Raw genomic sequence first — 15,458 nt, 5'->3', positions numbered from 1 at the left:
CGGCTGACCGCGCAGCTTCGGCGAAGGAGTCGCCCGCTATTGCGGAAAGTCCATCTTATGGTTACTTTCAGGTCTCCCAAATGGATACGTAACCGTGAATTCTACAGGAATAGCACCTATGTTCAAGAACAGTGTATCACTTCTACTGATCGCCTTTGTTATCGGTTTTGTGGCCGGTTGCGGCGGCTCCAACCCTCTCGCAGACGACGCGCAGTCTGCGATCGAAGGCCAAAACTACCAAGCCGCCCTGGAATCTGCGAAACAAGCGATCGAAGAATATCCCCAGGACCCACTCGGGTATTATTACAAAGCCGTGGCTCTCGGCAATCTGGCCGATGAATATCCGGCCGATGAACGTCAGAGTTACTACGAACGCATGAACGAGAGCTTTGAGAAAGCACGCGAAGTGGCTTCCCAGCTCGAAAATCCCGACGATGTACCTGACGAGATGAGTCGTGTCGATTTCGTTAAAAACGCCGTATGGCGCACCGAGCATAATCAGGCCATCGCATATGTCACCGAAGACAGCCTGATGAATGTGACCGAGAATCCCTATGAAATGGCCATTTCCCACCTGCAGAATGCCACGACGGTCTGGCCGGACAGCATGCTCTCCTGGGATGTGATGTCGCAGATTTACGCTACTCAGAGCAATTTCACACGAGCTGCGGAAATCCAGGAAAAAGTAATTAACAGTTCGTACTGGGAGGCCGACACCACCGATTATGCACAGCTTGGTCAGTACCTGTATCAGGCCAACGAGACTGAACGGGCCATCGCCGCCCTGGAAAGAGGCCAACAGCAGTTCCCCGAATCCACACAGATACGCCAGGTGCTGGCCGATCTCTATATGCAGAGCGGGCAGTCGCAGCAGGCCATCAACATGGTCCGCGACCTGGTGGAGGATGACCCTGACAACATGCAGTACCGCATAGCCCTGGGCGCACAGATCTACCAGGCCGCGCTTGCCTATAGCGACTCCCTGGACGCCAATGTCGAGGAGATCTACAACATAGAGCAACAGGCGCGCACCGGCGAGATACCCCAGGAGGAGGCCAACCAGCAGATTGCCGAAATCAAGGAGGAGAACGACCAGCTGCGTGAAGAACTGGTAACCCGCAGCGAACAGGCCATCGAGCAGCTGGAGACGGTCACCAACAACCAGCCCCAGAACGCCCAGGCCTACGACTACCTTGGCATCATCTACCAGAACTGGGGACTTACGGTCTTCGACCAGCGCAACCTGACCGAAGACAATGAGGAGGCCGCCCGGTTGGACAAGCGGGCTGATGAACTGCTTACCCAGGCCATGGAAAACTACGAACAGGTGGTGCAGATCGAGCCCGACAATATCGATGCCTGGAAAGCCCTCTACAACATCTATATCAACCTGGGTATGGACGAGGAAGCCCAGCAGGCCGCCGAAAAGGCCGGACTGGGCGGTAACGGCGGAGGCGGAAACTAAACGAACCACCCGCGCAAGCGGAAGCACGCACGTTCATCCCCTATGAATTATCCCTTTGCCCGGATGTCATGCCTCGTGCTGGCATTCGGGCTTCTTATTGGCTGCAGTACCCTCCAGGATCTCACCGGCGGTTCGGAAAGCTCCACCGCTGAACCCCGTAGGGACGACCCCGCCCGGGAGCTGGCCGACCTCAACCGAATGATTGAAAACGGGGAGGCGGACGCCCTCACCTTCTACCGCAAGGGAGAACTCCTGCAGGAACGGGCCCGCAACCTCAGCGAGCCCGCGCCCCGTCAGCCCCTCTATCGCCAGATGCGGCAAGCCCTGTTGGAGGCCCGGCGTCGGCCGGACGACGGGGAGGACGGACAGACCGCTGAGCATTCGGACGAATTGCTGAAGGTTGCCTGGAGCAACGAGCACAACAGCGGACTTCAATACAGTGGGGCCGACTCCAGCCGCGGGACCGCCGACCCCGAACGGGCCGTGGCCCATTTCCGAAACGCCATCACCATCATTCCCGACAGCCTCTCCTCCTACCGGCTGAAGGCACAGACTCACTACCGCAACGACCAGCCATCGGAGGCTATCGCTACCCTGGAGGAGGCACGCGGGCGCATCACGCCGTTGCCGGCAGACCTCATGGAACAGCTTGCCTTCCTGCATTTTGAGCAGGAAAACTACAACGAGGCCATCGCGGTCTACCGTGATGCCGGGGCCGCTGACTCGGGCAGCCGCAACATGATCCACGGTCTGGCCAACGCCTACATCCAGGCCGGCAGGCACGACGAGGCCATCCCCCTGCTGCAGGAGCTGGCCGACAGCCGGCCCGGCAACCTCTCCTACGCCCTCTCCCTTGGCACTGAATTATGGTTTGCAGGTCGCGCCCGCATTGAAGGGGTCGGGGAGCCGCCCCTTGAGGAAGCCGATTACCGAGCGGCTGACTCGCTTTTCCGACGCGCGGAGGGCCTCTATAACAATCTTCTGGAGGAACGGCCGGAGGACGATAACCTGCACCGGCAGTTCGCCCACCTCTGCCAGAACGTCTCCCTGCTCTACCGCGACCACGCCGGCCTCCCCGGTGCACCGCGCGAGATGCTTCAGGGATGGATCACCCGGTACCTGAAGGCTTCCCTCCCCCACCTGGTCTTCCTGGCAGAACGGGAGGAAGAGGGAGAGGACGAATATACGCGCAGGCTTATCTCCGTCTATACCTGGCTGGGCATGGAGGAGCAGGCCCGCGAGCTTCGCGGGGACGACAATTCCAACCGCTAAGGCTATCTTTTTATGAAGTTCAACACCAAGACCATTCACGCCGGTCAACATCCCGAGGAGACCAGCGGCGCCGTCATGCCTCCCATCTTTCAGACCTCCACCTACGCCCAGGAGGCGCCGGGCGTGCACAAGGGCCACGAGTACGCGCGGGTGAGCAATCCCACACGGAGCGCCCTGGAACGCCTCATCGCCGGACTGGAGAACGCCGAATACTGCGCCTGCTTTGCCAGCGGGTGCGCTTCCATGGACGCCGTGATCAAGATGCTTCGAAGCGGCGACCACGTCATCGCCTCCGACGATCTCTACGGGGGAAGCTACCGCCTGTTCACGCAGGTATTCGAGCCCTTTGACGTGGATTTCAGCTTCGTGAACATGACCGACATGGAGGCGGTGCGGAAGGCGCGCCGGCCTGAGACCAAAATGATCTGGATCGAAACGCCCACCAATCCACTGCTCAGGGTGGTGGACATCGAGGCGCTGACCGACTTCGCCCGCGAGCACGATATCGTGTCGCTGGTCGACAACACCTTCGCCTCCCCTGTGCTGCAGCAGCCACTGGACCTGGGCGCCGACATGGTGCTGCACTCCACCACCAAGTACCTCGGCGGACACTCCGACGCCATCGGGGGCGCCGTGGCCACCTCCGACGAGGAGCTCATCGAAAAGCTGCGTTTCCAGGTGAAGACCACCGGCGCGGTGCCGGGACCCATGGACTGCTACCTCACCCTGCGGGGAATTAAAACGCTGGCCCTTCGTGTTGAACGTTCGGTGGCCAACGCCCGGGCCATCGCCGAATTCCTGGACGGGCACGATAAGGTGGGAGGCGTGATCTATCCCGGGCTGGAATCCCACGGCCAGCACGAAATCGCCAAAAAACAGATGAGCGACTTCGGCGCCATGGTCTCCTTCACGCTGAAGGACGACTCGGCGCAGGCCGCCAAGGATTTCATGAGCCGTACCCGCATCTTCACCCTGGCTGAATCGCTCGGCGGCGTGGAGTCGCTGGTCTGCCACCCGGCCTCCATGACCCACGCCTCCATCCCCAGGGAGGTACGCGAGAAGATCGGACTGAAAGATTCGCTCATCCGCCTCTCGGTGGGTATTGAAGACATTTATGACCTAATTGAAGATTTGGATCAAAGTTTTCGAGTCTAATAAGTCGGAAAGTCAGAAAGTCTAGAAGTCGGTTGTTATGAAAAATGTAGTTATTGTAGAAGCGAAGCGTACGCCTATCGGATCCTTTAACGGCTCGCTGGCCTCTTTCAGCGCTCCCGAGCTGGGCTCCATGACCGTGCTGGAGACCCTCAAGAAATCGGGCCTGGACCCCAAGGAGGTGCAGGAGCTGGTCTTCGGCAACGTGCTTACCGCGGGTATAGGCCAGGCCCCGGCCCGCCAGGTGGCCATGAAGGCCGGCCTCACCGAAAAGACCCCCGCCACTACCGTCAACAAGGTGTGCGCATCGGGCATGAAGGCCATTATGGTAGCCGCCGACCAGATTCAGCTGGGACAGGCCGATATCATTGCGGCCGGCGGCATGGAGAGCATGAGCAACGTGCCCTATTACCTGCCCAAGCACCGCTTCGGCTCCAAACTGGGTCACAGTTCGGTGCAGGACGGCATCATCAAGGATGGGCTGTGGGACGTCTACAATGATTTCCACATGGGCAACGCCGCCGAAATCTGCGCCAGGGAATGCGGCATCAGCCGCGAGCGGCAGGACGAGTTTGCAGTCACCTCCTACAAACGGGCCATCAAGGCTCACGAGGAGGGCTGGTTTGACGACGAGATTGTGGAGGTGAAAGTAACCGACCGCAAGGGCAACGTCACCAAGGTGACCATGGACGAGGAGCTCAAGAAGGTCAACTTCGACAAGATTCCCCAGCTCCGCCCGGTCTTCGACAAGGAGGGCACCGTCACCGCCGCCAACGCCTCAAGTATCAACGACGGGGCCGCGGCCGTGCTGCTTATGAGCGCTGAAAGGGCCAAAGAACTCGGCATAAAGCCCCTGGCCCGGATCCGCAGCCACGCCAGCGCCGCCAAGGCCCCCGAGTGGTTCACAACTGCCCCGGCCGACGCCATTCCCATCGCATTGAAGCGCGCCGGCGTATCCAAGGAGGACATAGGTCTTTTCGAGGTCAACGAAGCCTTTTCGGTGGTCTCCCTGGCCAACAACGACATCCTGGAGCTGGACCCCGAAATGGTGAACATCCACGGCGGCGCCGTCAGCATCGGGCACCCCATCGGATGTTCGGGCGCGCGCATCGTGGTGACCCTGCTGCACGCGCTGCGACGGACCGGCCGCGGACTGGGCTGCGCCGGCATCTGCAACGGAGGGGGCGGCGCCTCGGCCATGGTCGTGGAAATGCTCTAGAATCATATACGTAAGAGCCTTTCCTTGCGTTATTCCTCCCAAGGGGAGGGCTCTGCAGCTGATTCCCAGCATTAGGAATGTTAAAATTAGTTGCATTACATGCACTAATTGTTGACATTTTACCAAATGCTGGACAGCACGTTTTTGACAGCAGCAGCGCGCAGGTGACACAGGAGAATAACTAGCTCATTATGATACGGAAATTCCTTTTCACGCTCTCACTGGTACTTATTGCCCTCCCCCTCAGCCTCTCGGCCCAGGTGGGAATTACCTCCGTCCCCTTTCTGCAGATCGAGCCTGATTCCCGGGCCGCAGGCATGGGCAACACCGGCGTGGCCATCGCCGACAACGCCTCGGCGGTCTTCTGGAACCCCGCCGGACTGGGCTTCCAGCGCGGAAGCCAGGTGAGCATCACCCACTCAGAATGGCTGCCCAAGTTCAATGCCGACCTCTTTTACGATTACTTGGTGGGCAAGACCTACCTGGGCGGCTCCACCACCCTGGGCGCGCACATTACCTACCTTAACCTGGGCGAGCAGATCAACACCGACGCCGGGGGCAACAATCTCGGCCGCTTCAACAGCTACGAATTTGCAGGCGGACTCTCGATAGGCACCCAGCTAAACGCCAATTGGGCCGTAGGCACGGGCGTGCGTTTTATCTACAGCAGCCTGGCCAGCGGCACCACCGTCAACTCCCAGCAGGTGGACCCCGGGTCCAGCATCGGCGTGGATCTTGCGACCATGTACCGGTCGCCGGCCTTCGCCTTCTTCGGGAACCAGGCCAACGTAAACCTCGGGCTGAACATCTCCAATTTAGGCTCGGGCCTCAATTACACCGAAAATGCCGAGAAGGACCCGCTGCCCACCACTTTCCGTATAGGATGGGCGCTGACCACCGAGCTTGACCAGGAGGGCATCAACACCCTTACCTTTTCCAACGACATCTCCAAGGTGCTGGCCCGCGTGGACGACAACGGCGAGGCCCACGGCATGTTCGAGGCGCTGGTCAGCTCCTGGGGTACCTACACCCGCGAAACCGGCCAGGGCACAGCCACGCTGAACACTTTCCAGCAATTCATGTATGCGGCAGGACTGGAGTACTGGTACAACGAGCTCTTTGCCGTGCGCGGCGGCTACTACTACGAGGATCCCAACAACGGCGACCGGCAGTTCTTCACCATGGGCGCAGGCCTGCGCTACAAGTTTTTCGGGGTGGACTTCAGCTACATCCACACCCTCGAGGAAGAGCACCCGCTGGCCAACACCATGCGCTTCAGCCTGCTGCTGAACATGTAGTCCAGACGATGGGCAGACTTTCGCCATTCTCTATCATGCAATCCTCTTTGCGAAAGGATCTCTTTCGCAAAATGTGACTACCGGGAACTTTCATCCCGCAGAACCTTATAATCTGTTCCATGAAAGAGCGTCTGACCGCACTGCTGAAAAGCCGAAAACTTTGGATCACGGCCGCCTCGGCCCTCGGGGGACTCGCTGTGCTTCTGGTGGTCCTCGACTTCTGGATCATGCCGGCCCTGACCAACTACGACGAGGGGGTCACCGTGCCCGACGTGAGCCATCTTGCCCTGGAGGAGGCGCAGGCGCTGCTTACCTCCTACGGGCTGCGCAACGAGGTGTCGGACCGTCGCTCCAATACCGCCTTTCCCGCCAACTACGTTATCGACCAGACCCCCGCAGCCGCCGAAATCGTCAAGCCCCGCCGCAAGATCTACCTGACCGTGAACACCGTCACCACGCCCACCGTGGTGGTCCCCGAGGTGGTCAACCTCTCCCTGCGCAACGCCCGCATCCAGCTCCAGAACTACGGACTGCAGGTGGGCGCGGTCAGTTTCGAGTCCTCACGCTTCAAGAGCAGTGTACTACGGCAGTCGGTGGCGCCCGGTGACACCGTGCCCAAGGGCATGGTGGTGGACCTGACCGTCAGCGACGGACTGGGCCAGAAGATGGTGACCGTCCCCGATATCGTGGGACTCAAGATCACCGAGGCGCAGCAGAAGCTGCGGGAGGTTGGCCTCCGTGCCGAGCTTCGCTTCCAGCCCTCCGACGCCCAGCCTCCCAATACCATTCTCGACTACACGCCTCGTCAGGAACAGATCGTTGAAGGTGAAACGCTTGTGCTCATCGTCTCCGAGCAGCCTGACATGATCGAGGAACAGGAGGGCGGCGTGATCGACACCACCTACGTGCCCCCGCCCGACAGCACGGGCACGGACCGTATCCGCACCGGCGACGTGCGCACCGGCGACAGCAGGCGACTCTAAAGCTGATCCCCAACCACAAACCGCAATCCATGGAATTCGACCTTCCCATTCTCGCCCCCTCCATCCTGGCTGCCGACTACACCCGGCTGGGTGAGGAGATCGGCACCTGCATGGAGGCCGGTGTGCACTGGATCCACTGCGACATCATGGACGGGCACTTCGTGCCGAATATCAGTTACGGACCCGACATCGTGGAGGCCGCTGGACGGGCCGCCGACGCACATGCGGCAGATGCGTCCTTCCTTGACGTGCACCTCATGATCGAGAATCCCGACGACTACACCGAGGCTTTCGTAGAGGCCGGGGCCGACCAGATAACCGTGCACCAGGAAACCTGCCCCCATCTGCATCGCTCACTGCAGAAGATCAAACAGTACGGCGTACATGCGGGGGTGGCCCTTAATCCCGCCACGCCTGTTTCCGTGATCGAGCCGGTGCTGGAGGAGGTAGACCTGGTTCTGGTAATGAGCGTGAATCCTGGTTTCGGTGGACAGAATTTCATCGAGGCCACCTACCGTCGCCTACAGCAGGTGCACAGGCTGCGCCGGGAGGGCAACCACTCCTTCCTGATCGAGGTGGACGGCGGTGTGGGACTGGATAACATCGAGCGGGTAGTCGGCGCCGGGGCCGATGTGCTGGTGGCCGGCAGCAGCGTTTTCAAGGCCGACAATATCCCTGCCCGCATCTCCGAACTGACCAAGAAGGCCCGCGCTGGTACGGCCAACTGGGCCTGAGCACCTTCCGCGGGAGCGCAAAGAGGAGACCCGTAGGCTGTAGGAAAAGCCCTGAATTCCTTATCTTTCCCTTCATTGCCACCAAACAAGCGGAGGAACGCCCATCGCACAGCAGCAAACCATCGGAGAAGAAACCATACAGATCGAAGATGTCGAGCCGGTGCTGATCCTGGGTTTCCAGGACGAGCACCTCGCCGCCCTTGACGCTGCCTACCCCGACACCCGGATCACCGCGCGCGGAAGCAGCATCAAGCTCAGCGGTCCCATGAAGGACCGCCGCGAGCTGCGCGCCATCGTGGAGGAGCTTATCCGCATGGCCGGGCGCAACGGCGACCTGACCGCAGAGGACGTGGAGACCGTACTTGCCATCCATAAAGATGAGCGCGACGCCCCCTCCACCCGCCCCCAGCCTAATCCCCTGCGCGATGCGCATGTGGACGGCGATTTTATTCTCCATACCTACGACGGGGAGGAGATCAAGGCCAAGACGCCCGGCCAGAAACGCATCGTAGACGCCACAGTATCCAACGACATCGTTTTCGCCATCGGTCCGGCGGGCACCGGCAAGACCTACACCTCCGTCGCCCTGGCCGTGCGCGCCCTGAAAGAGCGCAAGGTGAAGAAAATTGTGCTGGCCAGGCCCGCGGTGGAGGCCGGCGAGACCCTGGGCTTCCTGCCGGGCGACCTGCGCGAGAAGATCGACCCCTACCTGCGTCCCCTCTACGATGCGCTGGAAGATTTCATCGAGTACGACCGCCTGGAACTGCACCTGGCCAAGGGCACCATCGAGATCGCTCCCCTGGCCTACATGCGGGGACGCACCCTGAACAACGCCTTTGTGATTCTCGACGAGGCGCAGAACGCCACCAACATGCAGATGAAGATGTTCCTGACGCGCATCGGCTTCAACAGCCGGGCCATCATCACCGGGGACGTCACCCAGACCGACCTGCCGCGCAAGAAGCAGTCTGGCCTGATCTCCATCCAGCACATCCTGCAGGAGATCGAGGGCATCTCCTTTGTCTACCTCGACCAGAACGACGTGGTGCGCCACAAGCTGGTGCGCCAGATCATCTCGGCCTACGAGAAGTTTGACGAGGATAAAAAACGGTAGGTCCGAAACGGCCGCCCCGCCGCAGCCGTTTAGCATTCCCGGCCGTGCGGCCGCGCACGCACCAACCGCAATCCCCAGGATCGTCCACTTTTGTACAACGCACCTACCGTCTCTCCCCTTTACGAAGGCACCTTTTCCGTGGGACTGGACAAGAAGTTCCACCGCATTGCCCGCGACGAGGATCCGGCAAAGGGCGCCCTGAAAATCTCTCTCAACCCTTTCCTGCTGCCGCATCCCGACGAGAACCGCATCCTGCTTTTCGACACCGGCATCGGCGGCTTCGGGGAGGGGACCTCCACCGACATCATCAAGGCCAACCTGGAGAAAACGGGCCTCACCGAATTGGACATCACCGACGTCTTTGCCTCCCACCTGCACTACGACCACATCGGGGGACTGGCCGGGCGCGGGGAGGGATACTGGCAGCTCACCTTCCCCGAGGCGCGCATCTGGGTGAGCCGCCGCGGCTGGGAAAAGGTGATGGGACTGGAGGAGTACTACGACCCCGAAAAGACCGAGTTCGTGCATTTCCTGGACGCCAAAGCAGACCTGCATTTCCTGGAGACGGAAGAGGAGCCCCTGCCGGGCGTGCGCGCAAGGCATTGCGGGGGACACACCGAATTTTCCCAGGTGCTCTATTTCGAGCCGGAATCCGGTGACCAGAAGTATATGATGGCCGGTGACGTACTGGCCACCCGCGGAGCGGTGAATCGAAAGTACGCCGCCAAGTACGACTTCGACCCCGACCTCAGCAGCACCGTTCGCGCCGAGCTGGTGCGCAGGGCCTGGGAAGAGGAATACATCGTTATGGGATATCACGACAGCTTCCACCCCCTCTTCCGGCTGACCGACTACGACGAACAAAAGGGATACACCATTGAGCCCCTCGACTGACATTCTTCGCGCCGCTGACGGGAACGGCGCCGACCGCACCCCGCCCCCATCCCTGAATGAGACGGTGAAGGCGCTGGAGCGCCGGGACGTTGGGGGACCCTACCGCGCGGCGGTGATCCTGGGCTCTGGGCTGGGCGACTTTGCCGGTCGACTGGAAAATGCCACCGCCATCTCCTACGGCGAGCTTCCCGGCTTCCCGCGCACTTCGGTGGCAGGCCACGCCGGGGAGCTGTTTTCCGGCACGGTGGAGGGGCAACGCGTGCTGGCCTTCGGGGGACGCTTTCACCGTTACGAGGGACACTCCTTCGCGCGCACCGTCCTGCCGGTCGCCCTGGCCGCCGCCCTCGGCTGCCAGAAGCTGATCATCTCCAATGCCGCCGGGGCCATCAACACCTCCTACCGGGTGGGCGACCTGATGGTGGTGGGGGATATCCTGCGTCCCAATCACCTCGTGCACCCCACCTCCGCGCGCCCCTTCCGCTACAACCTCTACCCATTCGCCGAAAAGGCCTACGGGATGGCCCGGGACCTGGAGCTGCCGGTCCACCTCGGCACCTACCTCTACGTGACCGGTCCCAACTACGAGACCAAGGCCGAAATCCGTGCCTTCCGGGAGATGGGTGGCGACGCCGTGGGCATGTCCACCGCCCCCGAACTGGCCGAGGCCGCCCGCCTGGGGCTGCCCGCCGTGGCAGTCTCCCTAATCAGCAACATGGCCAGCGGGGTAGTCAGCGGCGCCCGTCTGAACCACGAGGAGGTGAAAGAAGCTGCAGGCGCGCGCCGCGAGGATTTCGCGCGGTTGGTGACGCAGCTGATCCGGGATCTCTAAGCAGAACGCCCGATAGCCTTTACCTCCGGGCCAGAACCTTCCTTAAAGCAGCGACTGCCCGGGACCATACCGCTCCAGATAGCGGTCCAGCTTCAGTTTGCGCCGGGTGCTCTCGGAGGTCATGTAACGCACCTTGCCGAAGATGGGCCGCTCCTGCCAGGCGCGGTCGAAGCGCCCGAAGCACCAGAAGATGCCTGAGTAGCTGTTGGGATCCCGCCCGTCGATGGCGTAGCGGTTGTTGAGATCGATGAGGTAGGCCAGCGCCACCTCGGGATCAGGCGTCCACTGGATCACCTTTTTGCCCCAGAGCATGCGCAGGTAGTTGTGGATGACGCCCTCGCGGCGGAGTTGTGTTTGCGCGGCGTTCCATATCTCGTCATGCGTCTGCGCCGCCGCCAGCTCCTCCAGCCCGTAGATCCACTCGCGCGGGTCGCTGCGGTGTTTTTCGAGGGTTTTCAGTGCCCAGTCGGGCAGCGTCTCGTATTGGTCGTAATCCGGCTCGTGGTGTGCGTAGTGGAAACCCACCTCCCGCCAGGTGATCAGCTCGTCCAGAAAACCGTCGATGTTGGGGTCCCCGTTCCAGAAGTCTCCCGTGGATCCCTTGTTGTAGGTGAGGCGGTCGAGGTCCCATCCCTCCGGCTGGTACTCCAGCACTGTCTCCACGATTTCGTGGGAGGATATCTTGCCAAAGTGCAGCCAGGGACTCAGTCCGCTGTTGGCGCGAGCATCAGGCTGGTTGTGCTTCTCGTCGTACTGCAGCAGGCCGTGGGAGACGAACTGCCCCAGCTTGCCCAGGGCCGCCTGACGGGTACCCTTGATGTCAAGGGGCGGAATATCGTGGTCGATGGGCAGTGAAGCCATGAAGGCATCACGGTCGCGCAGGCTATCCCCCGCCCGGGGCCATCGCTCCCGGAAGGATCTCCGCAGCGTAATGGCCGACCGATCCCGCAACGCATCGAGCGGGTTGCGGAGTGGAGGCGACGTATAGTGATCAAGGAACTCCCGCTGCACGATCTTGCGGAAGTGGTAGGCGTTGTAGGGCGCCTTGTCGGTAAGCGAAAGAGGCAGGATACCGTTGCTGTCCACCGACTCGTAGCGCACCGGCAGCTCCTGCGGGATGGATTCGTTGAAATCGCGGATGATATACACCGGGAATTCATCGGCCACTACGCAGCAGGCACTGCGGGCCAACTCCTGCACCATGCCCTCCTGGGCGCCCGGCTCCCGTGCGGTCCACGGGTAATAGGATACGCCCCGTTCGGCACAGAACCGTTCGTGTTCGGCCATCCCCTCCAGCAGGAAGGCGTGAAAGCGGTCGCAGGCCCAGGGGTAGTCGCATACCAGGCTCTCCAGGATCAGCAGGGGCTTGCCGAGCCGGTTGGCCTCCTCCACCGCCCGCTGCAGGGCATAATTGAAGTGCATGCGCCGCTGGATGGTCATCCAGTAGAGCACGAAATCTCCGTCGCGATCCACCGGCCTCTGGTTGCGCGTAAAGAGTCTTTTCTGCATAAAAGTTTCGCTCCCAGGCATTTATCGGAACGGTTAGCTTAATATTATTGTCAAGGTAATGAATTGATCACGCACAGGTCCCCAAACACCCTTCCGGCTTAACCGGGAGTCACTTGTGAAATAGCTTTGGTACTGCTGAAGTTCCAAGGTAGGACATTCCATGCAGCTAAATACAATGTCGGTGTCATGGTCCCGGAGACGGGACCGCGGGAGTCGATCTGCGCCTGGCCGAAGAGCTGGACGGGGATATTACCTGAATAACCCCAATCAAAAATAATACTTGCATTTTAATACTGTACGAATATTTTAGTATTAAGGTGCACACCTAAAAATCACGGAGTAGTTATGAAAAAATCACTTACACCTTTCGGCGAAACAGAAATGGAAGTTTTACATCATGTGTGGAATTTCGGGGAAGCGACCGTCAAACAGGTACAGAAACGTGTCCTGGAAGACCGAGAAGTCGCCTACACCACCATCATGACCGTAATGAAGAACCTGGCGGACAAGGGCTATCTCAAATACCGCAAGGACGGGGTCACTTACGTGTACAGCCCCGCCGTGGAGCCCGAGTCGGTCCGCTTCAGCCTGGTCAATGACATCATGACCAAGGTATTCAAGGGTTCTCCCAAGGAACTGGTCCAGACACTGGTGAAAGGCGAAAGCCTCACAGACAAAGACCGCGAGGAGATCAAAAAAATGATCGACAGTATGGATGACTGACCATGTGGGAAATTGCAGGTTTTCTGAGTGACCTCGGGGCCACCAGCCTGAGTGCCTACTGGCTTCCCGTGGCGTTGTGGAGCGGCCTCGCCCTCCTCGTCTATGCCCTCCTGAGGCTTCGTAACCAGTCTAACATCGCCTACCAGTACCACGGGAGGGCCGCCCTGCTGCTGGCCCTTCCCATCGGACTGGCGGCATCCTTCGGCACTTCCTGGATGCAGGAGGTGATGCAGGCCGCACAGAGCGAACTGAGTGCGAAGTTCATTGTCATTCAGAGCCCCATTTCCCTGCCAGCCGTAGAACCGGCTGCCTCCGCCCCATCCCTGGGGGTAGAATGGGGCGAACCCATGGTCTGGATCGGCCTCGTGATGGCCGGCATCCTGATCGTCTCCATCCGGCAGGTAGTGCTGCTTGGACTCAACCTGTTCGGGCTGCGGCAGTTCGCCCGTTCCCTGGACTCCCGGCCCCTCTCCACGCAGTTTACACCCAAGATCGACGAGCTCCGGGATGTACGGCGCGTGCGCCTGGCCTATTCGGAGGAAACCGAGGTGCCCTTCACCTTCGGATCCCTGCGACCGGTCATCGTGCTTCCCTCCTACCTGCGACACCAGCGGGAAAAGAGAAATATGTCCATCCGGCATGAGCTCACGCACATCAAGCACAGTGATTACGCGCTGAATGTGCTATTGCTGCTGGCCGAAGCCCTCTTCTGGTTTCATCCCATGGTACACAGGCTGCACCGGGAAGTACGCGAGTACCGCGAGATCTCCTGCGACCGTGAGGTGCTCTCCTACTCATCCATCTCTCGCCGCAAGTACGCAGAACTGCTGCTGGAGCTGGCGCCCCGCCCGGTTTTCCAGCACCTGCCCAATGTGAGCATGTCGGTGGAACCCAACACCCTCAAGAGGCGCATCGAAGTGATGCAAGCCTACAATCGCTCCAACGCGCCCCTGCGATCCAGCCTCCTGCTCACTATGGTCACCGCCCTCTTCGTGACCGGCATCATGGCCTGCACCGACCTGCAGCGTTCCAATTCTACAAATGAACAGCCGATGGAGGGTGAAATCGTCCTCGATAATCCCTCCATCGATGTAAACGGGGCTACGGTGATTTCTGCATCCGGCGACAGCGCCGACACCCCCCGCATATCGGGTCCGGTCGACGGCGTGGGGGCGCTGACGTTGGGACGCTACGGCACCTTCATCTTTTCCGGCCGCGAATTCCCGCAGTCGGAGGAGGCGGGACGCATCAGCGGCAATACCCTCTCCATCAGCCGCAGCGGACTGGAGGTGGTGGTGCGCTCGCAGCGGCCTATCGCCGACCGCGATGAAGTCTCCCTCTACGTACGTCACGACCTCGAATTCAAAGCGGGCGAGTCGAACGGCCGTCCCGTCATGCACTCGGGCTTCTATCCCAACTGGGAAGCCTTCCGCCGTTACCGCGAGGCCAACCTAAACCGGCTGGGGGGATCTTCCGTCTCCCCTCCCCCGCCGGGCGCCCCGTCACAGCAAAATGAATATTTTGTGGCCGTGGAAGAGGAGCCCCAGCTCATAGGTGGCCTGGCGGAGCTTCAGTCGAGTGTAGACTACCCCGAAACGGCGCGCCGCGCTAGCATCGAAGGACAGGTGGTCATTCAATTTATCGTTAACAGACAGGGGCGCGTGGAGGAACCTCGGGTCGTTCGAAGCGTCCACCCCTTGCTTGACGAAGCAGCCGTAGAGGGCATACAAGAGCACGCGCGCTTCCGACCAGGCCGGCAGCGCGGCGAAGCTGTGCGCGTGCAGTTCTCCCTGCCCATTATCTTCCGGCTTCAAACCGGTCCGGTGGAGGACGGCAGCGGACGACAGCCACCGCCTCCGCCCGTACGCCCCGACGGGGAGGGCATGGAACAGAACTCAAGGGTCATTGACCTATCGGACGTAACCGACCTGAACCTGGACCGCGCCGGGGACAGCCGCTCCTCCATACGGTGGCTAGAGCGACAGAATATGGCCGATTCCGGCGCCCCCAAGCTGGAACTTCAGGAACTCGATACGGATAGCGGACGCGTGAGCGGCATGCTGATAGACGCGCGGACGGGCAATCGTGTGCCCATGGCCAATGTGATGATCCTCGATCTGGACCGCGCCACAGCTACGGGGGAGGACGGCACGTTTGACATCTCCAACCTGGAGCCCGGCAGCTATACCCTTCGTGTCGACCTGGTAGGCTACCGGACTTTGCGGCGGGATATTCGAATTGAGCGCTGACTCGGGCTTTTTCAATC

At 60.7% G+C, this 15,458-nt stretch carries 13 protein-coding genes; 12 read left to right on the top strand and 1 reads right to left on the bottom strand.

The window, feature by feature from the left end; translation table 11 throughout:
• Positions 1-118: 118 nt before the first annotated feature.
• The 10 genes from U5K31_02155 (at position 119) to U5K31_02110 (ending at position 10,960) form a co-directional block, all read left to right on the top strand.
• Positions 119-1,465, top strand: coding sequence for a tetratricopeptide repeat protein (locus tag U5K31_02155; GenBank protein MDZ7771531.1), 1,347 nt, complete (start codon positions 119-121; stop codon positions 1,463-1,465).
• A gap of 42 nt (positions 1,466-1,507) precedes the next feature.
• Entirely contained in the window at positions 1,508-2,737 is a 1,230-nt protein-coding gene (locus tag U5K31_02150) for a tetratricopeptide repeat protein (GenBank protein MDZ7771530.1), read from the top strand.
• A 12-nt stretch (positions 2,738-2,749) separates the two neighbouring features.
• Positions 2,750-3,892, top strand: a complete 1,143-nt coding sequence (locus U5K31_02145; GenBank protein MDZ7771529.1) for a cystathionine gamma-synthase — start codon at positions 2,750-2,752, stop codon at positions 3,890-3,892.
• Between the two features lie 37 nt (positions 3,893-3,929).
• On the top strand, positions 3,930-5,108 hold the full coding sequence (locus U5K31_02140; GenBank protein ID MDZ7771528.1) for an acetyl-CoA C-acyltransferase: 1,179 nt from the start codon (positions 3,930-3,932) through the stop codon (positions 5,106-5,108).
• Between the two features lie 191 nt (positions 5,109-5,299).
• Positions 5,300-6,406, top strand: a complete 1,107-nt coding sequence (gene porV, locus U5K31_02135; protein MDZ7771527.1) for a type IX secretion system outer membrane channel protein PorV — start codon at positions 5,300-5,302, stop codon at positions 6,404-6,406.
• Positions 6,407-6,525: 119 nt separating this feature from the next.
• Positions 6,526-7,389 (top strand): PASTA domain-containing protein, encoded by an 864-nt coding sequence (locus U5K31_02130; GenBank protein ID MDZ7771526.1) that lies wholly within the window; start codon positions 6,526-6,528, stop codon positions 7,387-7,389.
• Between the two features lie 29 nt (positions 7,390-7,418).
• Complete coding sequence (rpe, locus tag U5K31_02125; protein ID MDZ7771525.1) at positions 7,419-8,123, top strand: ribulose-phosphate 3-epimerase; 705 nt, start codon at positions 7,419-7,421, stop codon at positions 8,121-8,123.
• A 160-nt stretch (positions 8,124-8,283) separates the two neighbouring features.
• Entirely contained in the window at positions 8,284-9,237 is a 954-nt protein-coding gene (locus U5K31_02120) for a PhoH family protein (GenBank protein MDZ7771524.1), read from the top strand.
• Positions 9,238-9,327: 90 nt separating this feature from the next.
• Entirely contained in the window at positions 9,328-10,131 is an 804-nt protein-coding gene (locus U5K31_02115; GenBank protein MDZ7771523.1) for an MBL fold metallo-hydrolase, read from the top strand.
• Positions 10,115-10,960, top strand: a complete 846-nt coding sequence (locus U5K31_02110; protein ID MDZ7771522.1) for a purine-nucleoside phosphorylase — start codon at positions 10,115-10,117, stop codon at positions 10,958-10,960. The genes U5K31_02115 and U5K31_02110 overlap by 17 nt, the downstream gene beginning before the upstream one ends.
• 42 nt (positions 10,961-11,002) lie before the next feature.
• Here the strand turns inward: U5K31_02110 and U5K31_02105 are convergent, their stop codons facing one another.
• Positions 11,003-12,469 (bottom strand): hypothetical protein, encoded by a 1,467-nt coding sequence (locus tag U5K31_02105; protein ID MDZ7771521.1) that lies wholly within the window; start codon positions 12,467-12,469, stop codon positions 11,003-11,005.
• A gap of 345 nt (positions 12,470-12,814) precedes the next feature.
• Between U5K31_02105 and U5K31_02100 the strand changes: the two genes are divergently transcribed.
• Both U5K31_02100 and U5K31_02095 read left to right on the top strand, forming a co-directional pair.
• On the top strand, positions 12,815-13,192 hold the full coding sequence (locus tag U5K31_02100; GenBank protein MDZ7771520.1) for a BlaI/MecI/CopY family transcriptional regulator: 378 nt from the start codon (positions 12,815-12,817) through the stop codon (positions 13,190-13,192).
• Positions 13,193-13,194: 2 nt separating this feature from the next.
• Positions 13,195-15,441, top strand: a complete 2,247-nt coding sequence (locus U5K31_02095; protein MDZ7771519.1) for a TonB family protein — start codon at positions 13,195-13,197, stop codon at positions 15,439-15,441.
• The last annotated feature ends 17 nt before the right edge of the window (positions 15,442-15,458 follow it).

This window comes from Balneolaceae bacterium (assembly GCA_034521445.1).
Taxonomy (GTDB): Bacteria; Bacteroidota; Rhodothermia; order Balneolales; family Balneolaceae; genus JAXHMM01.
Note: the sequence above shows the minus strand (reverse complement) of the source record. Positions and strands in the feature narration are given on the sequence as shown.